The sequence below is a fragment of the Enterobacter sp. MGH85 genome, from assembly GCF_001037655.1.
Lineage (GTDB): Bacteria > Pseudomonadota > Gammaproteobacteria > Enterobacterales > Enterobacteriaceae > Enterobacter > Enterobacter intestinihominis.
In genome coordinates, this window is the sequence record NZ_KQ089926.1 from 16,803 (window position 1) to 36,572 (window position 19,770).

The following is a 19,770-nucleotide window of genomic DNA, read 5'->3' on the forward strand; positions in this document are numbered from 1 at the left end:
GGTTCAATTGGGACATCGTGCCGCCATTTACTGCCGGGTTTCAACAGCGGATCAGTCTTGTGAACGCCAGGAATTTGATCTGCGAGCCTTCGCCGGCCGTGCCGGCTACGACGTGGTGGGAATATTTAAGGAAACAGGTTCAGGAACTAAACTCGACCGGGCCGAGCGAAAGAAAGTCCTGGCGCTTGCCCAGTCCAGACAAATTGATGCAATCCTGGTCACTGAGCTTTCCCGGTGGGGGCGCTCGACGCTCGATCTGCTCAATACGCTACGTGAACTGGAGAACTGGAAGGTTTCCGTGATAGCCATGAATGGAATGGCGTTCGATCTTTCGTCGCCGTATGGACGAATGCTGGCGACGTTTCTTTCCGGCATTGCGGAGTTTGAGCGGGATCTCATCAGCGAGCGGGTCAAGTCAGGCCTTGCTGTTGCGAAGGCACGTGGTAAGAGGCTTGGTCGTCAGGCCGGAGTGCGACCAAAATCAGACCGACTTTTGCCTAAGGTGGTTGCGATGAGGGCCGAGGGACGCAGCTATCGCTGGATCGCACGCGAGCTCGGTATCAGCAAGAATACCGTCGCTGACATCGTGCAACGACACAGAGCTAACGCTTAGGGTGTCATTTCGCCCTCAGCCGGAACCGACCCCGGCCATAACCGGGTGAACCCGTCGGTCCGCGGAATGGCCGCCGCGTAAAAGATCTCACAGCATCCGGCAAGCAATAAATATATCCAGCCCAAAACTTCTGGCCTCAGTGTTAACGAAATGCGCCATTTTGACCTGTGGTATGTCTTTTCTGACAGCCATTCGTCACCGGCATGGACGGATAATTATCCATCAGCTGCTGTTCAGGCTTTTCAGGATAATGCGGCTCAGAGCAGCATCTGTCTGCAAACGGTGTCCTGTGTAATCATTTTCCATCACTACCCGTGTCAGTTTACGTTGCCAGCTCTTACTGACAGATACTATTTACTGACACGCGGCGGATAGTAAATTTCAGCCATGTTCTGGAAACAGACTGAGCAAATTTCTCAGAATGGAAACGCACCCTAGCCCCGCCAAGGCTTCGCTTTACGATAATTTACCTGAAGGCGGCCATTTACCTGACGGTGCATGATAAAATGTAACCACAGACCGACCGAATTTAACTTATTAATTTAATTATCTAAATTTCTTACATCAGTCAATCAGGCTGTGCATTGCATTTTTGGAGTGCACAGTCTCTGGGTTGCCTGATTCACAATTCGTAAGTCAACATCTCAGGGGGAGATTAAGTGACAGAAAACCCAATCGGATTAACCAGAAAAGTTATCAAGCCCGTTTCTAATTTTTTCAGTTCACCTGTAGCGGGCGGTATTGTGCTTATTATTGCTTCGGCAGCCGCTATCATCGTGGCCAATTCGCCCCTCAGGGAAGGTTATGAAACACTCCTGAAATACAAAACAGCAGGCCTGTCCGTTGAGCACTGGATAAACGATGCCCTGATGGCCGTATTCTTTATGATGGTCGGGCTGGAAATCAAGCGTGAGCTTGTCACCGGCCAGTTAGCCACCTGGAGCCAGCGTGCGTTGCCGGGCTTTGCCGCACTGGGTGGTCTGGCCGTACCTGCCCTGATTTACGTGGGGTTTAATGCCGGTCATGACGAAACCCTTTCCGGCTGGGCCATCCCGGCGGCCACGGATATTGCTTTTGCGCTCGGTGTACTCGCCTTACTGGGCAGTCGTGTGCCAGTCTCGCTAAAAATTTTCCTGTCGGCGCTGGCTATTCTGGATGACATGGGGGCGGTGGCTATCATCGCGCTCTTCTATACCAGCAACATTTCGCTTCTGATGCTGGGTGGTGCAGCGGCAATGGTTGCTCTGCTGTTTAGCCTGAACCGTGCCGGCGTGACGCGCCTGCTGCCCTATCTGCTGACGGGGGGAGTACTGTGGTTTTTCATGCTTCAGTCAGGCGTGCATGCCACCGTCGCGGGTATCCTGCTGGCGTTCTTTATCCCGCTGCGAACCAGGAATGCGGCTGATGAAGTGCCTCTGGACAGGCTTGAGCATGCCATCAACCCCTGGGTCACGTTTATGATACTGCCGCTGTTTGGCTTCGCCAATGCGGGCGTCGCGTTGTCGGGCATGACGATGAATGACCTGTTGTCGCCGGTTCCGGTAGGCGTGGCGCTGGGCCTGTTTTTGGGTAAACAGGCAGGTATCTTTGGCCTGTCGCTACTGGCCGTCAGCCTGGGCCTGGCGAAACGACCAGAGAAAAGTACCTGGTTACAGGTTTATGGTGTCTCGGTACTGTGTGGGATTGGTTTTACCATGAGCCTGTTTATCGGCAATCTGGCCTTTACAGGCAGCCCTCTGCTCGTTGATGAGGTCAAGGTGGGGGTTCTGGCAGGGTCCATACTGGCCGCTCTGGCCGGTATTTTGATACTGCGCTTTGCGCCTTCTAAGCAAGTCAGGTAACGTATTATCTACAGGAAAATCCCCGTGATAACGGGGGTTTTTTCACACTGTCAGTGTATATTCTGAAGAGAAAATTGAAATTATTTAATTTTATTATAAATAATTACCTTTCTATCTTTCACATTTTACAGGCGGAGCCCTGTTCAGATAAGTCAGGATGAACGCTGGCATATCAGTTAAAATATTATGTTATTCAAATAAATAGTCGGCTAACGTGGTTTTTTACACGACTGGCCCTCTAACCCCAAAATGAACATGTCGATGACAGAAAAAATAAAAGCAGGCAAGCTATTTACCGATATGTGCGAAGGCTTACCTGAAAAAAGACTTCGTGGGAAAACATTAATGTATGAGTTCAATCACTCGCATCCATCAGAAGTTGAAAAAAGGGTAATGACTCCAACTTATTGATAGTGTTTTATGTTCAGATAATGCCCGATGACTTTGTCATGCAGCTCCACCGATTTTGAGAGCTACAGCGACTTCCGTCCCAGCCGTGCCAGGTGCTGCCTCAGATTCAGGTTATGCCGCTCAATTCGCTGCGTATATCGCTTGCTGATTACGTGCAGCTTTCCCTTCAGGCGGGATTCATACAGCGGCCAGCCATCCGTCATCCATATCACCACGTCAAAGGGTGACAGCAGGCTCATAAGACGCCCCAGCGTCGCCATAGTGCGTTCACCGAATACGTGCGCAAACCGTCTTCCGGAGCCTGTCATACGCGTAAAACAGCCAGCGCTGGCGCGATTTAGCCCCGACATAGCCCCACTGTTCGTCCATTTCCGCGCAGACGATGACGTCACTGCCCGGCTGTATGCGCGAGGTTACCGACTGCGGCCTGAGTTTTTTAAGTGACGTAAAATCGTGTTGAGGCCAACGCCCATAATGCGGGCGGTTGCCCGGCATCCAACACCATTCATGGCCATATCAATGATTTTCTGGTGCGTACCGGGTTGAGAAGCGGTGTAAGTGAACTGCAGTTGCCATGTTTTACGGCAGTGAGAGCAGAGATAGCGCTGATGTCCGGCAGTGCTTTTGCCGTTACGCACCACCCCGTCAGTAGCTGAACAGGAGGGACAGCTGATAGAAACAGAAGCCACTGGAGCACCTCAAAAACACCATCATACACTAAATCAGTAAGTTGGCAGCATCACCCATTTTTTTGCATTACGTCGCATGTATATTCCTCGTTAAAATACAGGCGGGGCTGAATAAAGGTGAGGCTCGCAATGCCCTTGCGCGAGCGGTCTTTATGCATCGGCTGGGTGAAATCAGAGATCGGGGGCTGGAGAATCAGAGCTATCGAGCCAGCGGTCTGACGTTGCTGACTGCGGCGATCTCACTGTGGAATACGGTATATATAGAAAGAGCGATAGATTCTTTGAGACGAAAAGGGATCCCGATTAATGAGCAACTGATTACCATCTGTCACCACTGGGATGGGAACATATCAACCTGAGCGGGGATTACGTCTGGAGAACGAACCTCAAACTGGGACAGGGTAAATACCGCGCATTACGCTCAGTGAATAGTAATATGTACAAAAAACAGGCTTAGCGTAGGATAATTAATGAGATGGTCACTCCCTCCTTCCCGGTACTATGCTGAGGACAGGCTTTCATTCGGAGAACTATCATGGAAAACATTGCGCTCATTGGTATCGATCTGGGTAAAAACTCTTTCCATATTCATTGCCAGGATCGTCGCGGGAAGGCTGTTTACCGTAAAAAATTTACCCGGCCAAAGTTGATCGAATTTTTGGCGACATGCCCCGCTACAACCATCGCAATGGAAGCCTGTGGCGGTTCTCACTTTATGGCACGCAAGTTGGAAGAGTTGGGGCATTCCCCAAAGCTGATATCACCACAATTTGTCCGCCCGTTCGTTAAAAGCAATAAAAACGACTTTGTCGACGCCGAAGCTATTTGTGAAGCTGCATCGCGTCCGTCTATGCGTTTTGTGCAGCCCAGAACGGAATCTCAGCAGGCAATGCGGGCTCTGCATCGTGTCCGTGAATCCCTGGTTCAGGATAAGGTAAAAACAACCAATCAAATGCATGCTTTTCTGCTGGAATTTGGCATTAGCGTTCCCCGAGGAGCTGCCGTTATTAGCCGACTGAGTACCATTCTTGAGGATAATAGTTTGCCTCTTTACCTCAGCCAGTTATTGCTGAAATTACAACAGCATTATCACTATCTTGTTGAGCAGATTAAAGATTTGGAATCCCAGTTGAAACGAAAGTTGGACGAAGATGAGGTTGGACAGCGCTTGCTGAGCATTCCCTGCGTCGGAACACTGACAGCGAGTACTATTTCAACTGAGATTGGCGACGGGAAGCAGTACGCCAGCAGCCGTGACTTTGCGGCGGCAACAGGGCTTGTACCTCGGCAGTACAGCACGGGAGGTAGGACGACATTGCTGGGAATTAGTAAGCGAGGTAATAAAAAGATCCGAACTTTGTTGGTTCAATGTGCCAGGGTATTCATACAAAAACTGGAACACCAGTCTGGCAAATTGGCCGATTGGGTCAGGGATTTACTGTGCCGGAAAAGCAACTTTGTCGTCACTTGTGCTCTGGCAAACAAGCTGGCCAGAATAGCCTGGGCCCTAACGGCACGACAGCAAACTTATGTAGCATAACGGCAGAAATACACCGGTTTAAAGAATTACTGATCTGGTTTTGCGAATACTGATATTGATGATACTAACGGCCCACCGGCCTGTTGAGGAACCTGTAAAACGGAAAGGCTCATTGAAGCCGTATATTTTCTGGAGGTTCATCAGGCGCGGAACTCATCAAGGCGCGGGAATAAAATCCCATTCAGACGCCGGATAGATTCAAGCAAGCCAACTTGTCGTCAAAATCGGTGTTGCAAAAACGGGAGTGACCATAGATTCCGTTTTCCAAGCGGACCCCATATAAACATACGTTGGCAGCCAGGAGCGGGATTCACGATCCCAGGTGCGTTCTTCCGCAAGGCCCAGAACGCCAAACCGTACCTGTTCCTCAATAAGCCGTGAAAGGCGTGACACCGTCACCTCCGTTTCAGGAATGACATTGCCTTTTGCGTCCTTTGCACTGAGTTCTTTTGCAAGACGGGTGATACACATGCCAACGGTATGCTTGCCGGCATCACAGAAGCTGATGAGCACTGGCCAGAGCGCATCGAGCAGGCGCTGACGTTCCGGACGGAAGCCATATTTACGTCCCGCTTTACGGCGGCCGGCAACATAGAGAGGGTGACGGGAAACATGCATGCGCAGGCTGACCTGCCCCGTTTCTTTGTCTTTTTTCACCAGGCGATTGTAGGCATGACCGAGCTGTCCGGAGAGCTTTTTATAATGCTCAGGACGGAACCAGGACGGGTTTTCACATTTGGCTTTTGTGGAGTGTTCACCGCGCTTACGGCGGGTCCGCTTTTTGACCGGCTCAGTAAGAAAATTATCCTGTGTGCCGGCATCGACGTCCTGCCAGAAACGGATTAACTCTTCGGCCGGAAGCTCAGACCAGTGAACAGAAATCTGCTTGTCATTCACGGCGGCCTGTTCTTATGGCGGCCGGGTGTTGTTTTCTATGGTGCATGCGTTATAATCCTTCACAGGCAACGCGCCTGCTTTTGGACCCCCTGATATCTGACGTTCCGCCAAGTTCGTAGCAGATATCGGGGGGTTTGTGCATTCAGGCTCCGGGAAATCCCGTCACCTGCTCCTGAACGTTTTACTGGACACGTCCTGTCCCTGTCTGTTTCCGGAAGTCCGCATTTCTTCCGTAAAACCATCTTCTGCCACCCGCCTGCCTCACCACAAAGCAGTCAAACCGTCAGTTTGAGTTAGGTCACAAAAGTAATCTGAATCAACAATCTGTCCCACCACAAGACGATCGCTGACGATCCGAATACTACCTTCTCGCTGGCAATATTTCCAGATGTCAGGCCAGATTAGCGTTCATTGTTTGCGTGCTAATTGTCCTGAAGGGACGTTTAACCGGCAGCGCTCGCCGCAGTATCAGGCCGGCAGGTCTGATCGAGGAAGCGCAGGAGAACGGAACAGGAAGATGGCATTTACGCGCGGAACATGAAAAACAGTCTCTGGCGGGAGACGTTCTTCGGACTGAGGATCATTTCACCCTGGTGGCTTTCCGGATTGCAGCCTGGAGTTTTTCAGCGGTAACGGCTTCCGGGAAGACCGTGATGGTGTCAGGAGTGGCTCCGCTAACGGGCATGACGATGATCCCCGGCGTTCCGGTGAGTCCCAGCGCCTCTGCCAGGTTACTATTTTTCTCAAGGGACGCGGTATGGTCGCCAGGAGCTGGAGTGGTCAGCCCCGCCTTTGACGCTGCCCCGTGAATATCCTCCGCCGTCAGCTTGCCTTCATTATGGCCGGTGGCGTAGATGGCATTGTGATAGGTGACATAGGCCTGCGGCCCTTTCTTTTGCCAGACCGTCAGCCCCTGCTGCGCTGCCTGAAGTGAGGCTTCCCAGCGACCACCAAAAATTGGCCACTCCTTAAAGAGGTAGCGGACGTCCGGCTGCGCTTTCATGACCTTCTCCAGCTCCGGCGCGAAGCGGCTGCAGAACACGCACTGGTAATCAAAGAATTCAATCACCGCGACCTTTGCATTATCAGGACCGTAAACCGGTGTGTCCGGATCATGCAGAAGGTTCGCCTGATTCTCCATCACGCTGAGTGCAAACATCTTCTGCTTACGTGCCTCCTGCTGTTCCTGCAGCTTATGACTGACCGTTACCAGTATCTCCGGGTGGGACACCAGGTAGTCTGCTGCGATTTCCCCGATACGGGCCTCCTGCTCCGGGCTGAAGACTAGCTGCGGGGCCGAAGCGTGTGCCGTTGCAATAAAGCCTATGTATGTTGTAACTATTAATGCAGCTAATTTGTGTACTTTCATCGTCTGAGTCTCATGGTTAAAAGGGAGATTAACGTTCTTTCTGAATGGTACGGGTGAGGGTCTGTTCTTCTCGCTCCGGCATGCGGCCGCGCTCGCTATTTTCGGGTTGCCGGATAATATCCCGCTCGGTATTGGCCAGCTCATTCACAATGCGGCTGACTCCCGCACGTTCCGAAGCAACTTTGCTGGCCAATGGTTCCTTTTCTGCCCTGATATGACGGCCAATCTCATCGTGGCTAACGCTGTCCGAGCTGGCAACCTGAATGAGCACTTTTCCGGCAGGAATCGTTGGCTCATTCCGGTCGTCAACCTCAAGCATCCCGGGCGTAATACGCACCGCGTCCTCCACCGGCACAACAATACGCTCCTGAGTCTCACTCTTTTCTTTTTCCGCTTTAACGGCTTTGTTAAGCATGTCTTTTTCCGTCTGTCGTGTGGTTTCCTCCTGGTCACGGATCAGTTTGTGTTCTGATGCGGCCTCCGTAACGATACCTCCGCTGACTTTCAGCAGATGTGCTGATGGTGGCTCATCGCCGGTCTGCCAGACCACACCATCCTTCGGGTGATGTCGTACTGCATCAAGCGCGGCCGCCAGGTCACTGGCCACAATCGTGTTGCCTGACTGGCTTCGCTGCAGTACCGCACCACGGGCACGTTCTGTCATGACCATCCGGGTCTCCCCCTGTGTCATCCGCCCTTCCGGGCTGGCAACCAGGGAAACCAGAGCCAGGCCCGCACTCCGGCCGTTGTTGTCATACACCGGCAGCGCCAGCGCCGGTTCGGGAAAGCGCCGGGTGGCCGGGATGATTTTTGCCGTCAGTGACGCGTCCTGCATGCCCTGATGGCGCACCCAGGCGCGGCCCATGGCCGTTTTATTCACCGGCTGTCCCATTGCCCAGATGGCTTTCGCCTGTTTACGCTGCGTTTCTGGCGCCAGCGCATCGTGCGCCGTTTTGATATCCCGCTCCGGCGTTTTTACCGCCTTAACCCAGTCCGCCTTCCCGTCGGTATAAATCTGGACGTGCTCTTTCACGCGCGAGGCCGAGATGTAGAAGGCGCAACGGGAGGCAAGTGCCTTACGCCCGCCTTCCGTGCCCTCAAGCGCAATGACATAGTCGCTACTGGCCCCCTGAGCACCGTACCCGGTGACGGCCCAGCCGTAGTCAATATGCTGCTGCGCCCTGACCGCCTGAGGATTGATGGTAATGCGGCCGTTTTCCCCCTTCAGACGAATATTGCCCGTTTCGCTGACCGACTCGACCGTATAGCGCTGGCTGGCCATCTGTCCCTGCTCCTTGTCTGTCGCCGTGAACTTCAGCAGATCGCCGGCACGGACTTCCCTCTCGCTGCGGCGAAACAGCTGCACGTCGCCGGTGATGAGTTCCTTCAGGGAATACAGTCCAATCTTCCCCTCCTCATCGCGTACCGTGACCGTACTGCCGTTGCGGTCAACGGCCAGCACGTCCTGGTAACGATCGCCGCGTTTAACCACCATCCCGGCTTCCCAGGCATCGGTTTTATTGAACTCATGACGGGTGTGGGTGATTTTATCGAGCACCGGCATCTGCCCGCCCTGGGTGAGGTTTTTTCCTGCGAAGCTCATAGCGTGTTGTCCGGCCGTTATCGCATCACCTGCTCGGTGATGTGTGTTATCAGAGAAGAAACGTTGAAAAGGGTGATGAAAAAATGTGGTACCGCGTGGGGGTTAATCGTCAGGTTATTACATCTGACTCAGTTCATACCTGGCCTGCTGACATCCGTCCTCCCAGTCCTGTTTATTAATGTATGCAGCCACAGAACGGACTGACGAGGCCACCCGACACGTCGGAACGGCGTGGCGCCATTAAAGCGACGGCATCAGCCGGCGCGGTGAAGGCGTTCCGGACGGCACGGCCGGAGAAGCCGCAGCTTTTGACCTTCGCCATCAGACCCTAGCGTCAGCCCGAAACCCGCAGGGATTCGGCGGAGCCCGGCGGGTGCGTCAGCAGCCGCCCTGGCGGAGTGGGGCTCGACGACCGGACAGCAGCGCTGGCCGGGAGCCGAAGGGGGCCATCGCCCTGCCCTGTTTTCGGGTTATGGCCACGGAGCTGCAGCTGAGGAAGTTAACCAGCAGGACGACGGATATGATGCCCGGGATGAAGAACACAGGGAAAACCAGGCTGAAGCCAGATACAGGCAGGTAACTCGTGGTGCTCTGACTTAAGCAAAATCAGGCAGGAGAGAGGGCAAGGCGGAGGGAGCAGAGGGACGGTGCCGAAGGCGCGTCCCCCTTCCCCCGTTCCCCGCAGGGGAACAGCCCTTCCCGGAAGTTCAGGCGTGCGGTCGCATCGGGAAGGAAAAAGGGGCTACCGGCGAACCGGCAACCCCTTCATAAAGGCGCTTCAGGCATGTCCACACAGTCTCAGCCCCTGAATGGCGGGGGTTTCCCCCCGCCGGGGTTAGCTACTTAGCGGATTCGTAAGCCATAAAAGCTGCCACCTCCCTGTCCGTGTCCCTGTACCGGATTTCGCAGAGCGATTTCCGTGTCAGGTAAGTGAATATCAGCAGTGTGAGACACACTATTAATACGCACCAGAGCAGGGTGTTTCGCGGCAGTTTCATGGCCTTCTTCTCCTGTCAACGCAAAGCAGAAATGGCACCTTTACTGCGAAACAGAGATGTCCTGCTTTATTTCAGAGAATGCGTTTGACCGCCTCGCTATAAACTTCCGAGCGCTCTCTTTTCCCGACAGAAATCACAAAGACGACAACCTTCTCGTCTATGACCTGATATACAAGACGATAGCCTGAAGACCGGAGCTTAATTTTGTAACAGTCATGCATACCCCGAAGCTTGTTCGCATCAATTCGGGGTGACTCAAGCACTTCAGCCAACTTATTTTTTAGCTGTTCACGTACCGTCGAGCCCAGCTTTCGCCATTCCTTTAGTGCACGCTCGTCAAAATCCAGAAAATATGCCATCAGAGCTCATCCAGCGTCACACGTACTGGCTTAGGATTGCGAAGTCGTTCTTTCACGATCTCCACGAGCTCAGCATCCTCATCACTCAGGAGTGTCTGTTTGAACGGCAAACGTTCATTGTCAGCAATATATTCAAGCATGAGGCGAAGTGCCTCAGAGGGAGTTACACCCATTTTTTCAAGCGCAGCGTAAGAACGCGCTTTAAGTTCATCGTCAATACGCAGGTTGATGCTACCCATGTCTCACACCTCTTGTAAATACAAATGTCATTACAAGTATCGCACTACAACATGCTTAGGGCAAGCCACGAAGGAAGTCAGAAAACGAGACGTCAGAAGTGTGATCACAGTCCGCTTAGTGCCAGGAACGGACGTTACTACTAGCTCAAGCAAACCGCTCCTTAGCCCTTAATGAAGAATGGAGGTATTGGTATAAATAGGTGAATATCGGAATATCTCCAACAGGGAAAGGGACGTTTTTAGGGGATAACTATATTATCACCTAGTGGCCGTAAGAATATGCGCAGAGAGAACATATTTCACAACAGCCACCTTAGTTTTATGAAAAATCATAAACCGTAGGAATATTTAAACGCATTTAAACGTCAGGCGAGCAACGCCATTAACAAGTAAGTGTGTATCAATATCAGTTCTGACTTCTTTCATAGATTTATTTTGTACCCTACAGAAATCTGAAGCCTTTTTTGTTGCAGTGCCAATAGCGCCTCGTATACGACCTGCAGCAGGAGCAGCTTCTACCTCAGTGAGGTAGTTCCCATTATCCAGTTTTTTGACATCGGACTGATATGTCAGACCCAGGCCTTGAAACTGTGTTTTATCATTTTGCACAGAGCAACCGCTTAGAAAAGTACCAATTAAAATGGTGGTGGCAATTACTAATGTTTTCATGTAAAGAACAATCCTTATGTATTTGGTTAGTCTCTATTCTACAAACTGAAATACAACATAAATTAAACCAATTGCTATTTATAGATTTGCATACAGCTATCGTATTGAATATTTAGAGAAATAAATCACACTAACCGAAAAACAAGAACGTCAGGTGATCTGTTCCATATGATTCAGAACACATCGATGTAAACATGGATCCCTAACTTCCGCTTCTCGCTCACAGCGGACCTTCAGCTCAGTTAGCTGGTCCGCTCCGTGCCAGGAGCGGACATTACTACACACCGTAAGTAGTCTTATGTGTCTGAAATGAAACCGCAGCCCGATAGTTACTTTCTCTCCTGCCCGTTACTTGAACAGAAATACGCAATGTCCTAAATAACTACCATAATTGTCATTTACGACATTTCTTTCTCACTTATGATTCTCTCATCGAATCAATGGTGATCGAAAGGAGTCTGCAATGAGTGTCGCAACACAACCGGGTAAAGGCACTGCCGTAATCACTGGTGCATCCACCGGCATCGGTGCCGTTTACGCCAGTCGACTGGCGCGCATGGGATACGACCTTACCATTATCGCCCGTAATCATAACCGCCTAAATCAGATGGCGAGTCACATCACTGCTGACACCGCCCGCAATGTGGAAGTGCTGGCAACCGATCTGGGTGATGCCCAACAGCTTGCTGCTCTGGAGAAAAAACTGCGTGCCGATGCCAGCATTACTCTCCTGGTGAACAATGCCGGTGTCGGAACTCATACGCCGTTGTTGTCGAGCGATGTCGATCAAATGCAGGCGATGATTAATCTCAATGTCGTTGCTCTGACCCGTCTGACTTACAGCGTGGTTCCCGGATTTGTCGCGCGAGGTGTGGGTGCCATCATCAATATCTCATCGATTGTCAGCCTTGCGCCGGAACTGCTTAACGGCGTGTACGGTGGCACAAAAGCCTTTGTTCTGGCATTCACTCAGTCACTGCATCATGAACTCTCTGAAAAGGGCATCCATTTTCAGGCCGTGCTGCCGGGCGCGACAGCAACGCCGTTCTGGGATAACGGTGGTTTACCCCTTGACCAACTCGATAAGTCAATAGTAATGAGCGCTTACGATCTGGTGGACGCGGCGCTTACGGGTTTTCTTAACGGGGAATTTGTCACCATCCCGTCACTGCATAACGAAGCTTACTGGCAGGCGATGGAAAGTAGTCGCCAGGCTATGATCCCGCACCTCTCCAGCAATGTACCCGCCGGCCGTTATCGTGCCGGACTTACTCACTAGCCTTGTATTTAGCCAACAGGAATAACCGTATGAAACTGACAAGCAACACTATTTTTATCACTGGCGGCACGTCGGGTATTGGCCGCGAGATGGCAGAAAAATTTCATCAAATGGGTAATCAGGTGATCATTTCAGGCCGTCGTAAAGCTCTTCTTGACACGGTTACGTCCGCCAATCCGGGAATGGATTCCGTGGTACTGGATGTCACCGATGTATCCAGCATTAAATCGGCGGCGAAAGAGGTGCTCTCCCGCTATCCGGCCCTGAATGTGGTGATCAATAACGCTGGCATTATGCCCTTCGATAATCCAGCTGCCGAACTGGATGACGATATGGCCACCACCTTACTGGACACGAACCTGTTGGGCACTGTTCGGGTCAGTTCAGCCTTTGTTGAGCACCTGAAACAACAACCGGATGCGGTATTGATCAACAACAGTTCGATTCTGGCTTTTTTACCCTTGGTGACGAATGCACTCTACTCAGCAACCAAAGCAGCGATTCATTCTTATACCCTGTCGCAGCGTTTTTTACTGCGCGATGCCGGTGTGAATGTGATCGAGATTTCACCGCCTTGGGTCGATACCGATTTGATCTACAAAAGCGGTGATTCCCGTGCGATGCCGGTAGCTGATTTTATCCAGCAAACTTTTGACAAACTGGCGACAGATTCCATTGAAGTGATTGTAGATAGTGTGCTCCCTGCACGTGCGAATCCGGGTGTGAACGAACACGAGATGGTGAACGCGTTTAATCAGTCAATGGTAGATAACCCCATTCCGGTTGCCTGACCGACTCAGGGGCAGGTAACTGCCCCATCCCTGGAGTTTATGATGCAAAATCATCTGACAACATCTCAAAGGCGCGCGTTATGGGCGCTAAGTCTGGCGTATTTTATTCAGGCGACGGGTTCACTTTCCGTGGCGGGCAGCCTGGGTTCGATTTCTCAGGAGTGGGGGATAAGCGATGCACAAAGTGCCCGCCTGCTCTCTATTTTTGGTCTGACATTTGCGCTGGGCGCACCGCTGGCGCAGGTACTGTTCGGCAAGCTGATGCGCAGAACACAGGTGCTGGCAGGCATGCTGGTATTTGGGCTCGGGGCCTTTATATTTGCCATTGCTCCAGACTACAAGCTGCTGGTGGCTTCGCGGATTGTGATGGGGCTGGGGGCATCGTTGATAGGCCCAGTTCTGGTCGCGCCGAAAGAGCGTGGCAGTGCCATTGCCACTATTCTGCTCGGGGTGTCGATGGCCAGCATGGTCGGTATTCCGCTTGCGACATGGGTAGCCAGCGCCTGGGGGGCTCGCTTGCTGTTCATGCTTGTCACACTGGTCAGCCTGGTGACGGCGGCGGGAGTGTGGATTCTGGTTCCGAACGAGGTCAAAGGTGCCGATATTCATTTGCGGCAGGTCGCCCGGGTACTTACAGAGGGGAAAACGCTGACAGCCTTTCTGGTGGTCTTTTTTATCACCTCCGGTGTATACGATATGTATGCCTTTATCTCTCCGATTATCCGAGATCGCTGGCAGGGGGATATATCTTCCGTATCGATAGCGCTGGCTGTTATCGGCATTGCGGGTATTGTGGGGAATCTTTTTGTTACTCGCGCCGCACGCCACTACAGTGCAGAGCAATTACTGGTTGCCGGTCTGACCTTACTGGTTGCGGATATGCTGATTATTATTCTGCTACCTGCTCAGTTGTCATTGTTGTATATCCTGCTGGTGGTCTGGGCCTTCTCCACTGACCTGTTATGGCCCACTCAACAGCGACGTATTGTGGAGATCTCGACCGCGGAAACGCGTGGAATTTCGCTGGCGTTAACCAGCGCCTTTATGTTCTGCGGTATTGGTTTTGGGTCGGCGGTGGCATCATGGCTTTATCCGCTGTCGGGGTTTTACGGAGTAATGATAAGCTCAGTCCTGTTCCTGCTGCTGGCACTGGCCAGTCTGTGGACGTCTGAATGGTTACGAGCACGTTCTGCGAAATATCAGGCGGTTCACCTGTCATAAAGGAGTTGAGATGCACCGTTTAGGACTCATCATTGCCGACCATTTCCAGATGCTGGCGCTGTCTACGCTGACGGTATTTGAGTTTGCCAATCTGGTGACTGAAAGTCCGTTTTATCAACCCGAGGTCTACTCCGAACACGGTGGGACTGTACGTTCTTCTTCGGGTATTGGTGTAGACTCGGCAAAATTGAGCGAGGAAACGCAGGTGGATACCTGGCTGGTGGCGGGCGTATTATCGCCAGTGGATGAACCGGCTAGCCCGGGTGTCATTCACTTTCTGCAAGCCACCGCCCGCCAGACGCGCCGGATTGCCGGGATCTGCACCGGGGCATTTGTACTGGCACAGGCCGGGCTGCTGGAGCAAAAACGCGCCACTACGCACTGGGCACACTCACACAGCCTGGCTTCGCGACATCCCACTATTCAGCTTGAAGATGATCGTATTTTTATTATTGATGACACTATCTGGACATCGGCTGGCATGACAGCCGGGCTGGATATGGCACTCGGCATGGTGGAGAAAGATCTCGGCGCAGACATTGCCCGTACTGTGGCACATCGTCTGGTAATGAACCAGCGCCGTTCCGGCGGTCAGACGCAGCATTCAGAAATTCTTGCCCTGGCACCCCGCTCAGACCGTCTGCAAACTGCGCTGGAATATGCCCGTAATAATCTGCACAAAACACTGACGGTGGAACTGCTGGCAGATGCGGTACATATCAGTGCCCGCCAACTTAGCCGCCTTTTTCGTCAGGAGACGGGTAAATCTCCGGCAAAAGCCATTGAAGGACTCCGACTTGAGGCTGCCAGATTAATGATTGAACAAAGCCGCCTATCACTGGATGCCATTGCCCGCGAGTCCGGTTTTCGCGACAGACGACATATGCGGGAGGTGTTTATTCGCGGGTATGGCATTCCACCTCAGTCGCTTCGCGCAGGGCGTTAATTTACGGCATGGTTCACTCTACCCACGTTTACGGTGCAGAGCAGGCGTTATGCCATAGGTTTTTTTGAACGCTTTAGAAAAAGACGACAGAGACAAAAAACCACACTGTTCAGCCACTCTCTCTGCTGTCAGATTTTTCTCTTCTGAAAGCAGTCTTGCCGCTAACACCATACGTAACTGGTTGAGCCAGACTTGGGGCGTCTGATGATAGCTGTGTGAAAAGTGGCGGGCGAAGGTGGCGCGTGAGAGAAAACAGCGTTGCGCCATCGACTCCATCGTCCATGGCAATGCAGGATCAGCGATAACGGCCAGAACGGCAGGAGCAAGACGTTTGTCGCTCAGTAGCCGTAAAACACCCGCAGGAGGCTCGTGCAGCGACAGCAAAATACGCAGGATTAGCGCGAGCAACGTATCTGCCAGCCCCTTAACGATACTCGCACCGCCCGGTAAACCACCCAGACTTTCGCGTACCAGCATTACCAGCAGCGTTTCCAGCTCAGGGCAATCGTGTTGCTCATCGGCACGGAGATGGATCAGTACCGTTTCATCGGCGAACATCCAGCGATAACCCGGCCCGAAATGAAACTCTCCACACAATACCTCAACCGCAGGCCCCGGTCCTTCCGTCCACACATCAGTGACAATGCCATTATTGTTGACCTGAGCAGGAACAACCTGCCCCCAGTCCACCAGGCTTTGCAATAAATGCGGGGATCCGTGCGGGAACAGAATGATATCACCGGCGCGCACATCGAACGTCTTTCCTTCAACAATGAGCCGCGTTTCGCCACGAAGAATGACATGCCAGGGCACAATACCGGCGGCTTGTTGCGGGTGGTCGACATCCCAGCGCCCGGCAAAACGGCAGTGAAGATTAACGCTACATGCTGGAGTAAATAAGGAAAGCAAACGACTGAGGTTGTCCACTCTGGCTCCTGAGACGATAAGACAAATAATCGAGACGATACGGCCTACCTGCCTGCCTGGTAAGCCCTATTATGTGCTCATGGCCGATACGGCGAAACCCTAAACTGAAAGGAAAAAATGATGAGCCGTTTAACTTCCGTACAACCTGAAAATGCTACTGGCAAGACTGCAGATCTCTTCAGCGCCATTAAACGAGCGATGGGTAAAGTCCCGAATGCCTACCAGACCATCGGGATCGCCCCCGACATTCTGGGTCAGGCATTGTCACACAACGCCACGCTGGCGAAAAGCCAGCTGAATAAACAGGAAATTGAAGCCGTTAACCTTGTGGTCAGTGAAGTGTCAGGATGTGATTACTGTCTGGCGGCGCATACGTTAACCGGGAAAATGGCAGGTTACAGCGTTGAGCAAATTAAGGCATTACGCCGGGGAGAGTTCCCGGAAGATCCGCATATTGATGCATTGGTCAAATTTGTAAAAACTCTGGTGACGACCCGCAACACCTTACCAGAAGAAACCGTCAGTCGTTTTCTGGCAGCAGGCTTTAGCGATCGACAGGTAGTAGAAGTCATCAGTGCAGTCAGTGCGATTCTGTTTACGAATATGGTCAACCGTGTGAATGACACCGTGGTGGACTTTCCAAAAGTAAACTGACCCCGTATGTGGCAGAAAAACATTCCTTTCTGCCACAGCAATTATGATAAATGGTCGATGTATCCTCAGTCTTCGGAGAGAATTGTATTTGAGTAACAATCAAAAAAAACATCTCGTGACCCGACAGCTGTTAATTGTAATCTACCAACGTCCGCTCTTCGCTGACATTAGTTCAGACTATTTACCATAACGTCGCATAATACGAAGAGCATGAAAAAGCTCGCATGGCGAGCTTTTGGCTTAAGCTTGTAAAGATATCGAACTAAATAATCACTCTTCAATCAACTGAATTACCGACTCAGACACTTTGTTCACAATGGCATAAGCGCCCGCAGAGGCTAGGGCGACTACGGCAACACCAACAGCGCTAGCGACAATTATTTCTGCCGTATCGTTATCACTACACTCCGCTTTGAATCCATCGCTTCCAAGATCAAAACTAATCATGCTTCACCATCCAGAATTGTGTTTATGCCAAGCATAGCACTGACAAGATGACTATTTACCATAACGTCTCATTTACGCGTACCGCTCAGACGGCCTGAGCGCGTTTCTGACGTGTCCCCGTTAAAAACAGTAACAAACCACCCGAAAATGCACGCCAGAAACGCTACGTAAGAATCTATCCTATGACTGGATATGCACTCAACTGAATAACGCCTGGTTTCAGTCCATTTTATCGGGATCAGTCTTCTTTCTGGGTAATTTAGGGGGCTTCACTTGCTGATTACTTTGCGTGCGGCGCGTGAGCCAAGGATGGTCAGCTTTAGGTTTTACGTAGAATTTTGAGCGTAAATCAAAACGGGCATTATCCACACGTTCATGGACACTTTTTTCATCATCCAGTGGTATAGGCTCCGGGCCATCAACATATTTTTCCCATCCCAACGCTTTCCCATCATACAGAACCTTAATTTCACCGTTAAAGCTTTCGCATACCGTGACAACCGAATGCCGAAGTCGATATCCCCGGCCTTCACTGCGAATCTGAAACGCACTGCTTTTGTACTGGAAAGTGAGATTTTTGGAGAGAACGCGCTTCGCCTGGAGGCTGAAGATATAACCCAGTTCCTCTTCAGAATGGTGTACATCAAGATGGGCGTTATCAGCAATACGAGGCGGCGTAGCAAACCGGTTGTTATAGGCTTCAATAAAGGTCGGCAACCATGCGTTTGCTGTTTCAATATCACTGATACCCTGAAGCCGCATTTCTTTGACCAGCCTGTCCTGCAGTGTCTGATTGGCACGCTCTACCCGCCCTTTTGCCTGCGGGCTGTTGGCATGGATTGGCTCGATGCCCAGTGTCTTTATCGCACGTGTGAACTGAGTCAACTCTCCTTCCCGCTCCGGGTTATTTACTCTGAATATACTGTGTCTGTCAGAATAGAGAGCCAGTGGTACGCCATGATCATTAAGGTAACCCCGGAGGGTTTCCATGTAAGCCCGGGTTGTTTCTGCAGGAGCGAATCGTAGCGCCATCAGAGCGCTGGTAGCATCATCGATAAAGACTATCAGTGTGCATTTGGGGCCCCGACCTTCAAACCAGTCATGAGGCGAGCCATCAATCTGGATGAGTTCACCGTAGGATGGGCGCCGCATCCGGCGCTGATAAATTCGGGCAAACTTACGACGACGTTCGCGCCATATGCCCTCCTCTACCATCCACTTCCTGAGAGTTTCAATGGATAAACACAAGCCGTGTATCTCGCGCAATTTTTCGCACGCAAGCGTAGGTCCAAAATCAGCGTAGCGGCCTTTGAGGAGTGAAATTACTGTTGCTCTGAATTCGGTAGAAAAGGAATTATTGGGACGCTTTCCACGTCGGCGGGAAACTAGACCAGAAGGCCCTTCATTTCTATACCGTTGCACCAGACGTTTAACCTGCCGAATAGAAATGCCAATGCGTGCCGCAGCTTGTTCCTGAGTAATATGGCGATTAAGTGACTCCTGAATAATGTGAAGTCGGTCGAGTTCCTTATGACTCATCGTAACAGTCTCTTTGATCATGAAAAATCCCCCAGAGAATTGTCTGGGGACATTTTAGAATGGTTCAAAGGGGACATTACAGCTTGGTGTTAACACAGGCCTTCTTCTCCTTGCCTCGCGGCATCTAAGAGGCTATCCTGATGTTGTCTAGGCATACAGGTGGCCTCGTGGGTGTACTGACCCCCAAAAGTTGGACAGAATAATCGAGGCATCTCAGAAAGAGTCCATGGAATACATGGGCTCTTTTTTGTTTGCTGTTAAAGCTAAATAACGTGTTCCGCAATCGAATTATCCATTTCGTTGCTTATTACTTCACCCGCTTCCCTGCCTCATCAATAACCTTTTCGCCATCTTCTTTCGTGAATGCACCCTGCTGAGGTTCCGGAATAATTTCCAGTACCACCTCTGAAGGTCTGCACAGGCGGGTTCCTACAGGTGTGACAACAATTGGCCGGTTGATAAGAATTGGATGCTGCAGCATTAATTCTATCAGTTGCTCATCGGTAAACCTGTCATCTGCAAGTCCCAGTTGCTCATAAGGCTCAACATTCTTACGCAGCAATGCACGTACCGTAATTCCTATATCTGAAATAAGTTTAATAAGCTCATCGTGGGTCGGGGGCGTATCGAGATAATAAATTATCGTTGGTTCGTTGCCGCTGTTACGGATCATCTCCAGCGTGTTGCGTGAGGTGCCACAGGCCGGGTTGTGATAGATGGTAATGTTGCTCATATCAG

At 51.4% G+C, this 19,770-nt stretch carries 18 protein-coding genes and 6 pseudogenes; 11 read left to right on the plus strand and 13 right to left on the minus strand.

Annotated elements, in window-relative coordinates; genetic code table 11:
* The first annotated feature begins 7 nt into the window (after nucleotides 1-7).
* The 3 genes and pseudogenes from SK51_RS22675 to SK51_RS22685 all read left to right on the plus strand — a co-directional run.
* A complete protein-coding gene (locus tag SK51_RS22675; RefSeq protein WP_000509966.1) occupies nucleotides 8-613 on the plus strand; it encodes a recombinase family protein in 606 nt (201 codons plus the stop codon).
* Nucleotides 614-1,272: 659 nt separating this feature from the next.
* Nucleotides 1,273-2,454 (plus strand): Na+/H+ antiporter NhaA, encoded by a 1,182-nt coding sequence (nhaA, locus tag SK51_RS22680; RefSeq protein ID WP_004194048.1) that lies wholly within the window; start codon nucleotides 1,273-1,275, stop codon nucleotides 2,452-2,454.
* A gap of 249 nt (nucleotides 2,455-2,703) precedes the next feature.
* Nucleotides 2,704-2,844: pseudogene (locus tag SK51_RS22685) on the plus strand (maltose acetyltransferase domain-containing protein); the annotation flags it as partial.
* 14 nt (nucleotides 2,845-2,858) lie between these two features.
* On the opposite strand, the pseudogene SK51_RS25750 reads toward SK51_RS22685, so the two are convergent.
* A pseudogene (locus tag SK51_RS25750) lies at nucleotides 2,859-3,360 on the minus strand (IS1 family transposase).
* Nucleotides 3,279-3,554 (minus strand): IS1-like element transposase, encoded by a 276-nt coding sequence (locus SK51_RS25755; protein WP_000179213.1) that lies wholly within the window; start codon nucleotides 3,552-3,554, stop codon nucleotides 3,279-3,281. Before SK51_RS25755 ends, SK51_RS25750 begins: the two are co-directional and overlap by 82 nt.
* A 92-nt stretch (nucleotides 3,555-3,646) precedes the next feature.
* Between SK51_RS25755 and SK51_RS24700 the strand changes: the two are divergent.
* Together SK51_RS24700 and SK51_RS22695 are read left to right on the plus strand one after the other, a co-directional pair.
* Nucleotides 3,647-4,011, plus strand: a pseudogene (locus tag SK51_RS24700) (Tn3 family transposase); the annotation flags it as partial.
* A gap of 78 nt (nucleotides 4,012-4,089) precedes the next feature.
* A complete protein-coding gene (locus SK51_RS22695) occupies nucleotides 4,090-5,094 on the plus strand; it encodes an IS110-like element IS4321 family transposase (protein WP_000427623.1) in 1,005 nt (334 codons plus the stop codon).
* Between the two features lie 276 nt (nucleotides 5,095-5,370).
* Here the strand turns inward: SK51_RS22695 and repA are convergent.
* The 6 genes and pseudogenes from repA to relB form a co-directional block, all read right to left on the minus strand.
* Nucleotides 5,371-5,991, minus strand: a pseudogene (gene repA, locus SK51_RS22705) (plasmid replication initiator RepA); the annotation flags it as partial.
* A 580-nt stretch (nucleotides 5,992-6,571) separates the two neighbouring features.
* Nucleotides 6,572-7,360, minus strand: coding sequence for a DsbA family protein (locus SK51_RS22710; protein WP_015572118.1), 789 nt, complete (start codon nucleotides 7,358-7,360; stop codon nucleotides 6,572-6,574).
* Nucleotides 7,361-7,388: 28 nt separating this feature from the next.
* Nucleotides 7,389-8,987: pseudogene (locus SK51_RS22715) on the minus strand (conjugative transfer relaxase/helicase TraI domain-containing protein); the annotation flags it as partial.
* A gap of 815 nt (nucleotides 8,988-9,802) precedes the next feature.
* The gene (locus SK51_RS22720) at nucleotides 9,803-9,961 is read right to left on the minus strand and encodes a type I toxin-antitoxin system Hok/Gef family toxin (RefSeq protein ID WP_013087178.1); all 159 of its coding nucleotides are present in this window, start codon (nucleotides 9,959-9,961) and stop codon (nucleotides 9,803-9,805) included.
* A 71-nt stretch (nucleotides 9,962-10,032) separates the two neighbouring features.
* Nucleotides 10,033-10,320, minus strand: coding sequence for a type II toxin-antitoxin system RelE family toxin (locus SK51_RS22725; RefSeq protein WP_015572079.1), 288 nt, complete (start codon nucleotides 10,318-10,320; stop codon nucleotides 10,033-10,035).
* Nucleotides 10,320-10,559, minus strand: coding sequence for a type II toxin-antitoxin system antitoxin RelB (gene relB, locus SK51_RS22730; RefSeq protein ID WP_000534858.1), 240 nt, complete (start codon nucleotides 10,557-10,559; stop codon nucleotides 10,320-10,322). The genes SK51_RS22725 and relB overlap by 1 nt, the downstream gene beginning before the upstream one ends.
* 24 nt (nucleotides 10,560-10,583) lie before the next feature.
* Here relB and SK51_RS25715 point away from each other — a divergent pair.
* Nucleotides 10,584-10,704 (plus strand): annotated as a pseudogene (locus SK51_RS25715) (hypothetical protein); the annotation flags it as partial.
* Nucleotides 10,705-10,907: 203 nt separating this feature from the next.
* On the opposite strand, the gene SK51_RS22735 reads toward SK51_RS25715, so the two are convergent.
* Nucleotides 10,908-11,228, minus strand: coding sequence for a hypothetical protein (locus tag SK51_RS22735; protein ID WP_004197483.1), 321 nt, complete (start codon nucleotides 11,226-11,228; stop codon nucleotides 10,908-10,910).
* 463 nt (nucleotides 11,229-11,691) lie between these two features.
* On the opposite strand from SK51_RS22735, the gene SK51_RS22740 reads away from it, so the two are divergent.
* Genes SK51_RS22740 through SK51_RS22755 form a run of 4 tightly spaced genes read left to right on the plus strand, consistent with a single transcriptional unit; the run spans nucleotide 11,692 to nucleotide 15,465 of the window.
* On the plus strand, nucleotides 11,692-12,507 hold the full coding sequence (locus SK51_RS22740; RefSeq protein WP_032670836.1) for an SDR family NAD(P)-dependent oxidoreductase: 816 nt from the start codon (nucleotides 11,692-11,694) through the stop codon (nucleotides 12,505-12,507).
* Nucleotides 12,508-12,536: 29 nt separating this feature from the next.
* A complete protein-coding gene (locus SK51_RS22745) occupies nucleotides 12,537-13,298 on the plus strand; it encodes an SDR family oxidoreductase (RefSeq protein ID WP_004118132.1) in 762 nt (253 codons plus the stop codon).
* Between the two features lie 42 nt (nucleotides 13,299-13,340).
* Nucleotides 13,341-14,519: an MFS transporter gene (locus SK51_RS22750; protein ID WP_048207274.1), complete on the plus strand. Its 1,179-nt coding sequence runs from the start codon at nucleotides 13,341-13,343 to the stop codon at nucleotides 14,517-14,519.
* Nucleotides 14,520-14,529: 10 nt separating this feature from the next.
* A complete protein-coding gene (locus SK51_RS22755; protein WP_004118100.1) occupies nucleotides 14,530-15,465 on the plus strand; it encodes a GlxA family transcriptional regulator in 936 nt (311 codons plus the stop codon).
* Nucleotides 15,466-15,483: 18 nt separating this feature from the next.
* Here SK51_RS22755 and SK51_RS22760 read toward each other — a convergent pair whose 3' ends face one another.
* Nucleotides 15,484-16,392, minus strand: a complete 909-nt coding sequence (locus SK51_RS22760; protein WP_004118099.1) for an AraC family transcriptional regulator — start codon at nucleotides 16,390-16,392, stop codon at nucleotides 15,484-15,486.
* A gap of 120 nt (nucleotides 16,393-16,512) precedes the next feature.
* Between SK51_RS22760 and SK51_RS22765 the strand changes: the two genes are divergently transcribed.
* Nucleotides 16,513-17,046, plus strand: coding sequence for a carboxymuconolactone decarboxylase family protein (locus tag SK51_RS22765; protein WP_004118098.1), 534 nt, complete (start codon nucleotides 16,513-16,515; stop codon nucleotides 17,044-17,046).
* 270 nt (nucleotides 17,047-17,316) lie between these two features.
* Here the strand turns inward: SK51_RS22765 and SK51_RS25400 are convergent, their stop codons facing one another.
* From SK51_RS25400 to arsC, 3 genes are all read right to left on the minus strand, one after another.
* Nucleotides 17,317-17,493, minus strand: a complete 177-nt coding sequence (locus tag SK51_RS25400) for a hypothetical protein (protein WP_154597702.1) — start codon at nucleotides 17,491-17,493, stop codon at nucleotides 17,317-17,319.
* Nucleotides 17,494-17,712: 219 nt separating this feature from the next.
* Nucleotides 17,713-19,053 (minus strand): ISNCY family transposase, encoded by a 1,341-nt coding sequence (locus SK51_RS22770; protein WP_015572075.1) that lies wholly within the window; start codon nucleotides 19,051-19,053, stop codon nucleotides 17,713-17,715.
* A 286-nt stretch (nucleotides 19,054-19,339) separates the two neighbouring features.
* Complete coding sequence (gene arsC / locus SK51_RS22775) at nucleotides 19,340-19,765, minus strand: glutaredoxin-dependent arsenate reductase (RefSeq protein ID WP_015572074.1); 426 nt, start codon at nucleotides 19,763-19,765, stop codon at nucleotides 19,340-19,342.
* Nucleotides 19,766-19,770 lie beyond the last annotated feature (5 nt).

Coding starts and splice junctions, on each gene's coding strand:
- SK51_RS25400 (WP_154597702.1), bottom strand. CDS start 17,493: ATGATTAGTTTTGATCTTGGAAGCGATGGATTCAAAGCGGAGTGTAGT.
- arsC (WP_015572074.1), bottom strand. CDS start 19,765: ATGAGCAACATTACCATCTATCACAACCCGGCCTGTGGCACCTCACGC.
- SK51_RS22720 (WP_013087178.1), bottom strand. CDS start 9,961: ATGAAACTGCCGCGAAACACCCTGCTCTGGTGCGTATTAATAGTGTGT.
- SK51_RS22740 (WP_032670836.1), top strand. CDS start 11,692: ATGAGTGTCGCAACACAACCGGGTAAAGGCACTGCCGTAATCACTGGT.
- SK51_RS22755 (WP_004118100.1), top strand. CDS start 14,530: ATGCACCGTTTAGGACTCATCATTGCCGACCATTTCCAGATGCTGGCG.
- SK51_RS22745 (WP_004118132.1), top strand. CDS start 12,537: ATGAAACTGACAAGCAACACTATTTTTATCACTGGCGGCACGTCGGGT.
- SK51_RS22735 (WP_004197483.1), bottom strand. CDS start 11,228: ATGAAAACATTAGTAATTGCCACCACCATTTTAATTGGTACTTTTCTA.
- SK51_RS22695 (WP_000427623.1), top strand. CDS start 4,090: ATGGAAAACATTGCGCTCATTGGTATCGATCTGGGTAAAAACTCTTTC.
- relB (WP_000534858.1), bottom strand. CDS start 10,559: ATGGGTAGCATCAACCTGCGTATTGACGATGAACTTAAAGCGCGTTCT.
- SK51_RS22770 (WP_015572075.1), bottom strand. CDS start 19,053: ATGATCAAAGAGACTGTTACGATGAGTCATAAGGAACTCGACCGACTT.
- SK51_RS22725 (WP_015572079.1), bottom strand. CDS start 10,320: ATGGCATATTTTCTGGATTTTGACGAGCGTGCACTAAAGGAATGGCGA.
- SK51_RS22750 (WP_048207274.1), top strand. CDS start 13,341: ATGCAAAATCATCTGACAACATCTCAAAGGCGCGCGTTATGGGCGCTA.
- SK51_RS22710 (WP_015572118.1), bottom strand. CDS start 7,360: ATGAAAGTACACAAATTAGCTGCATTAATAGTTACAACATACATAGGC.
- SK51_RS22765 (WP_004118098.1), top strand. CDS start 16,513: ATGAGCCGTTTAACTTCCGTACAACCTGAAAATGCTACTGGCAAGACT.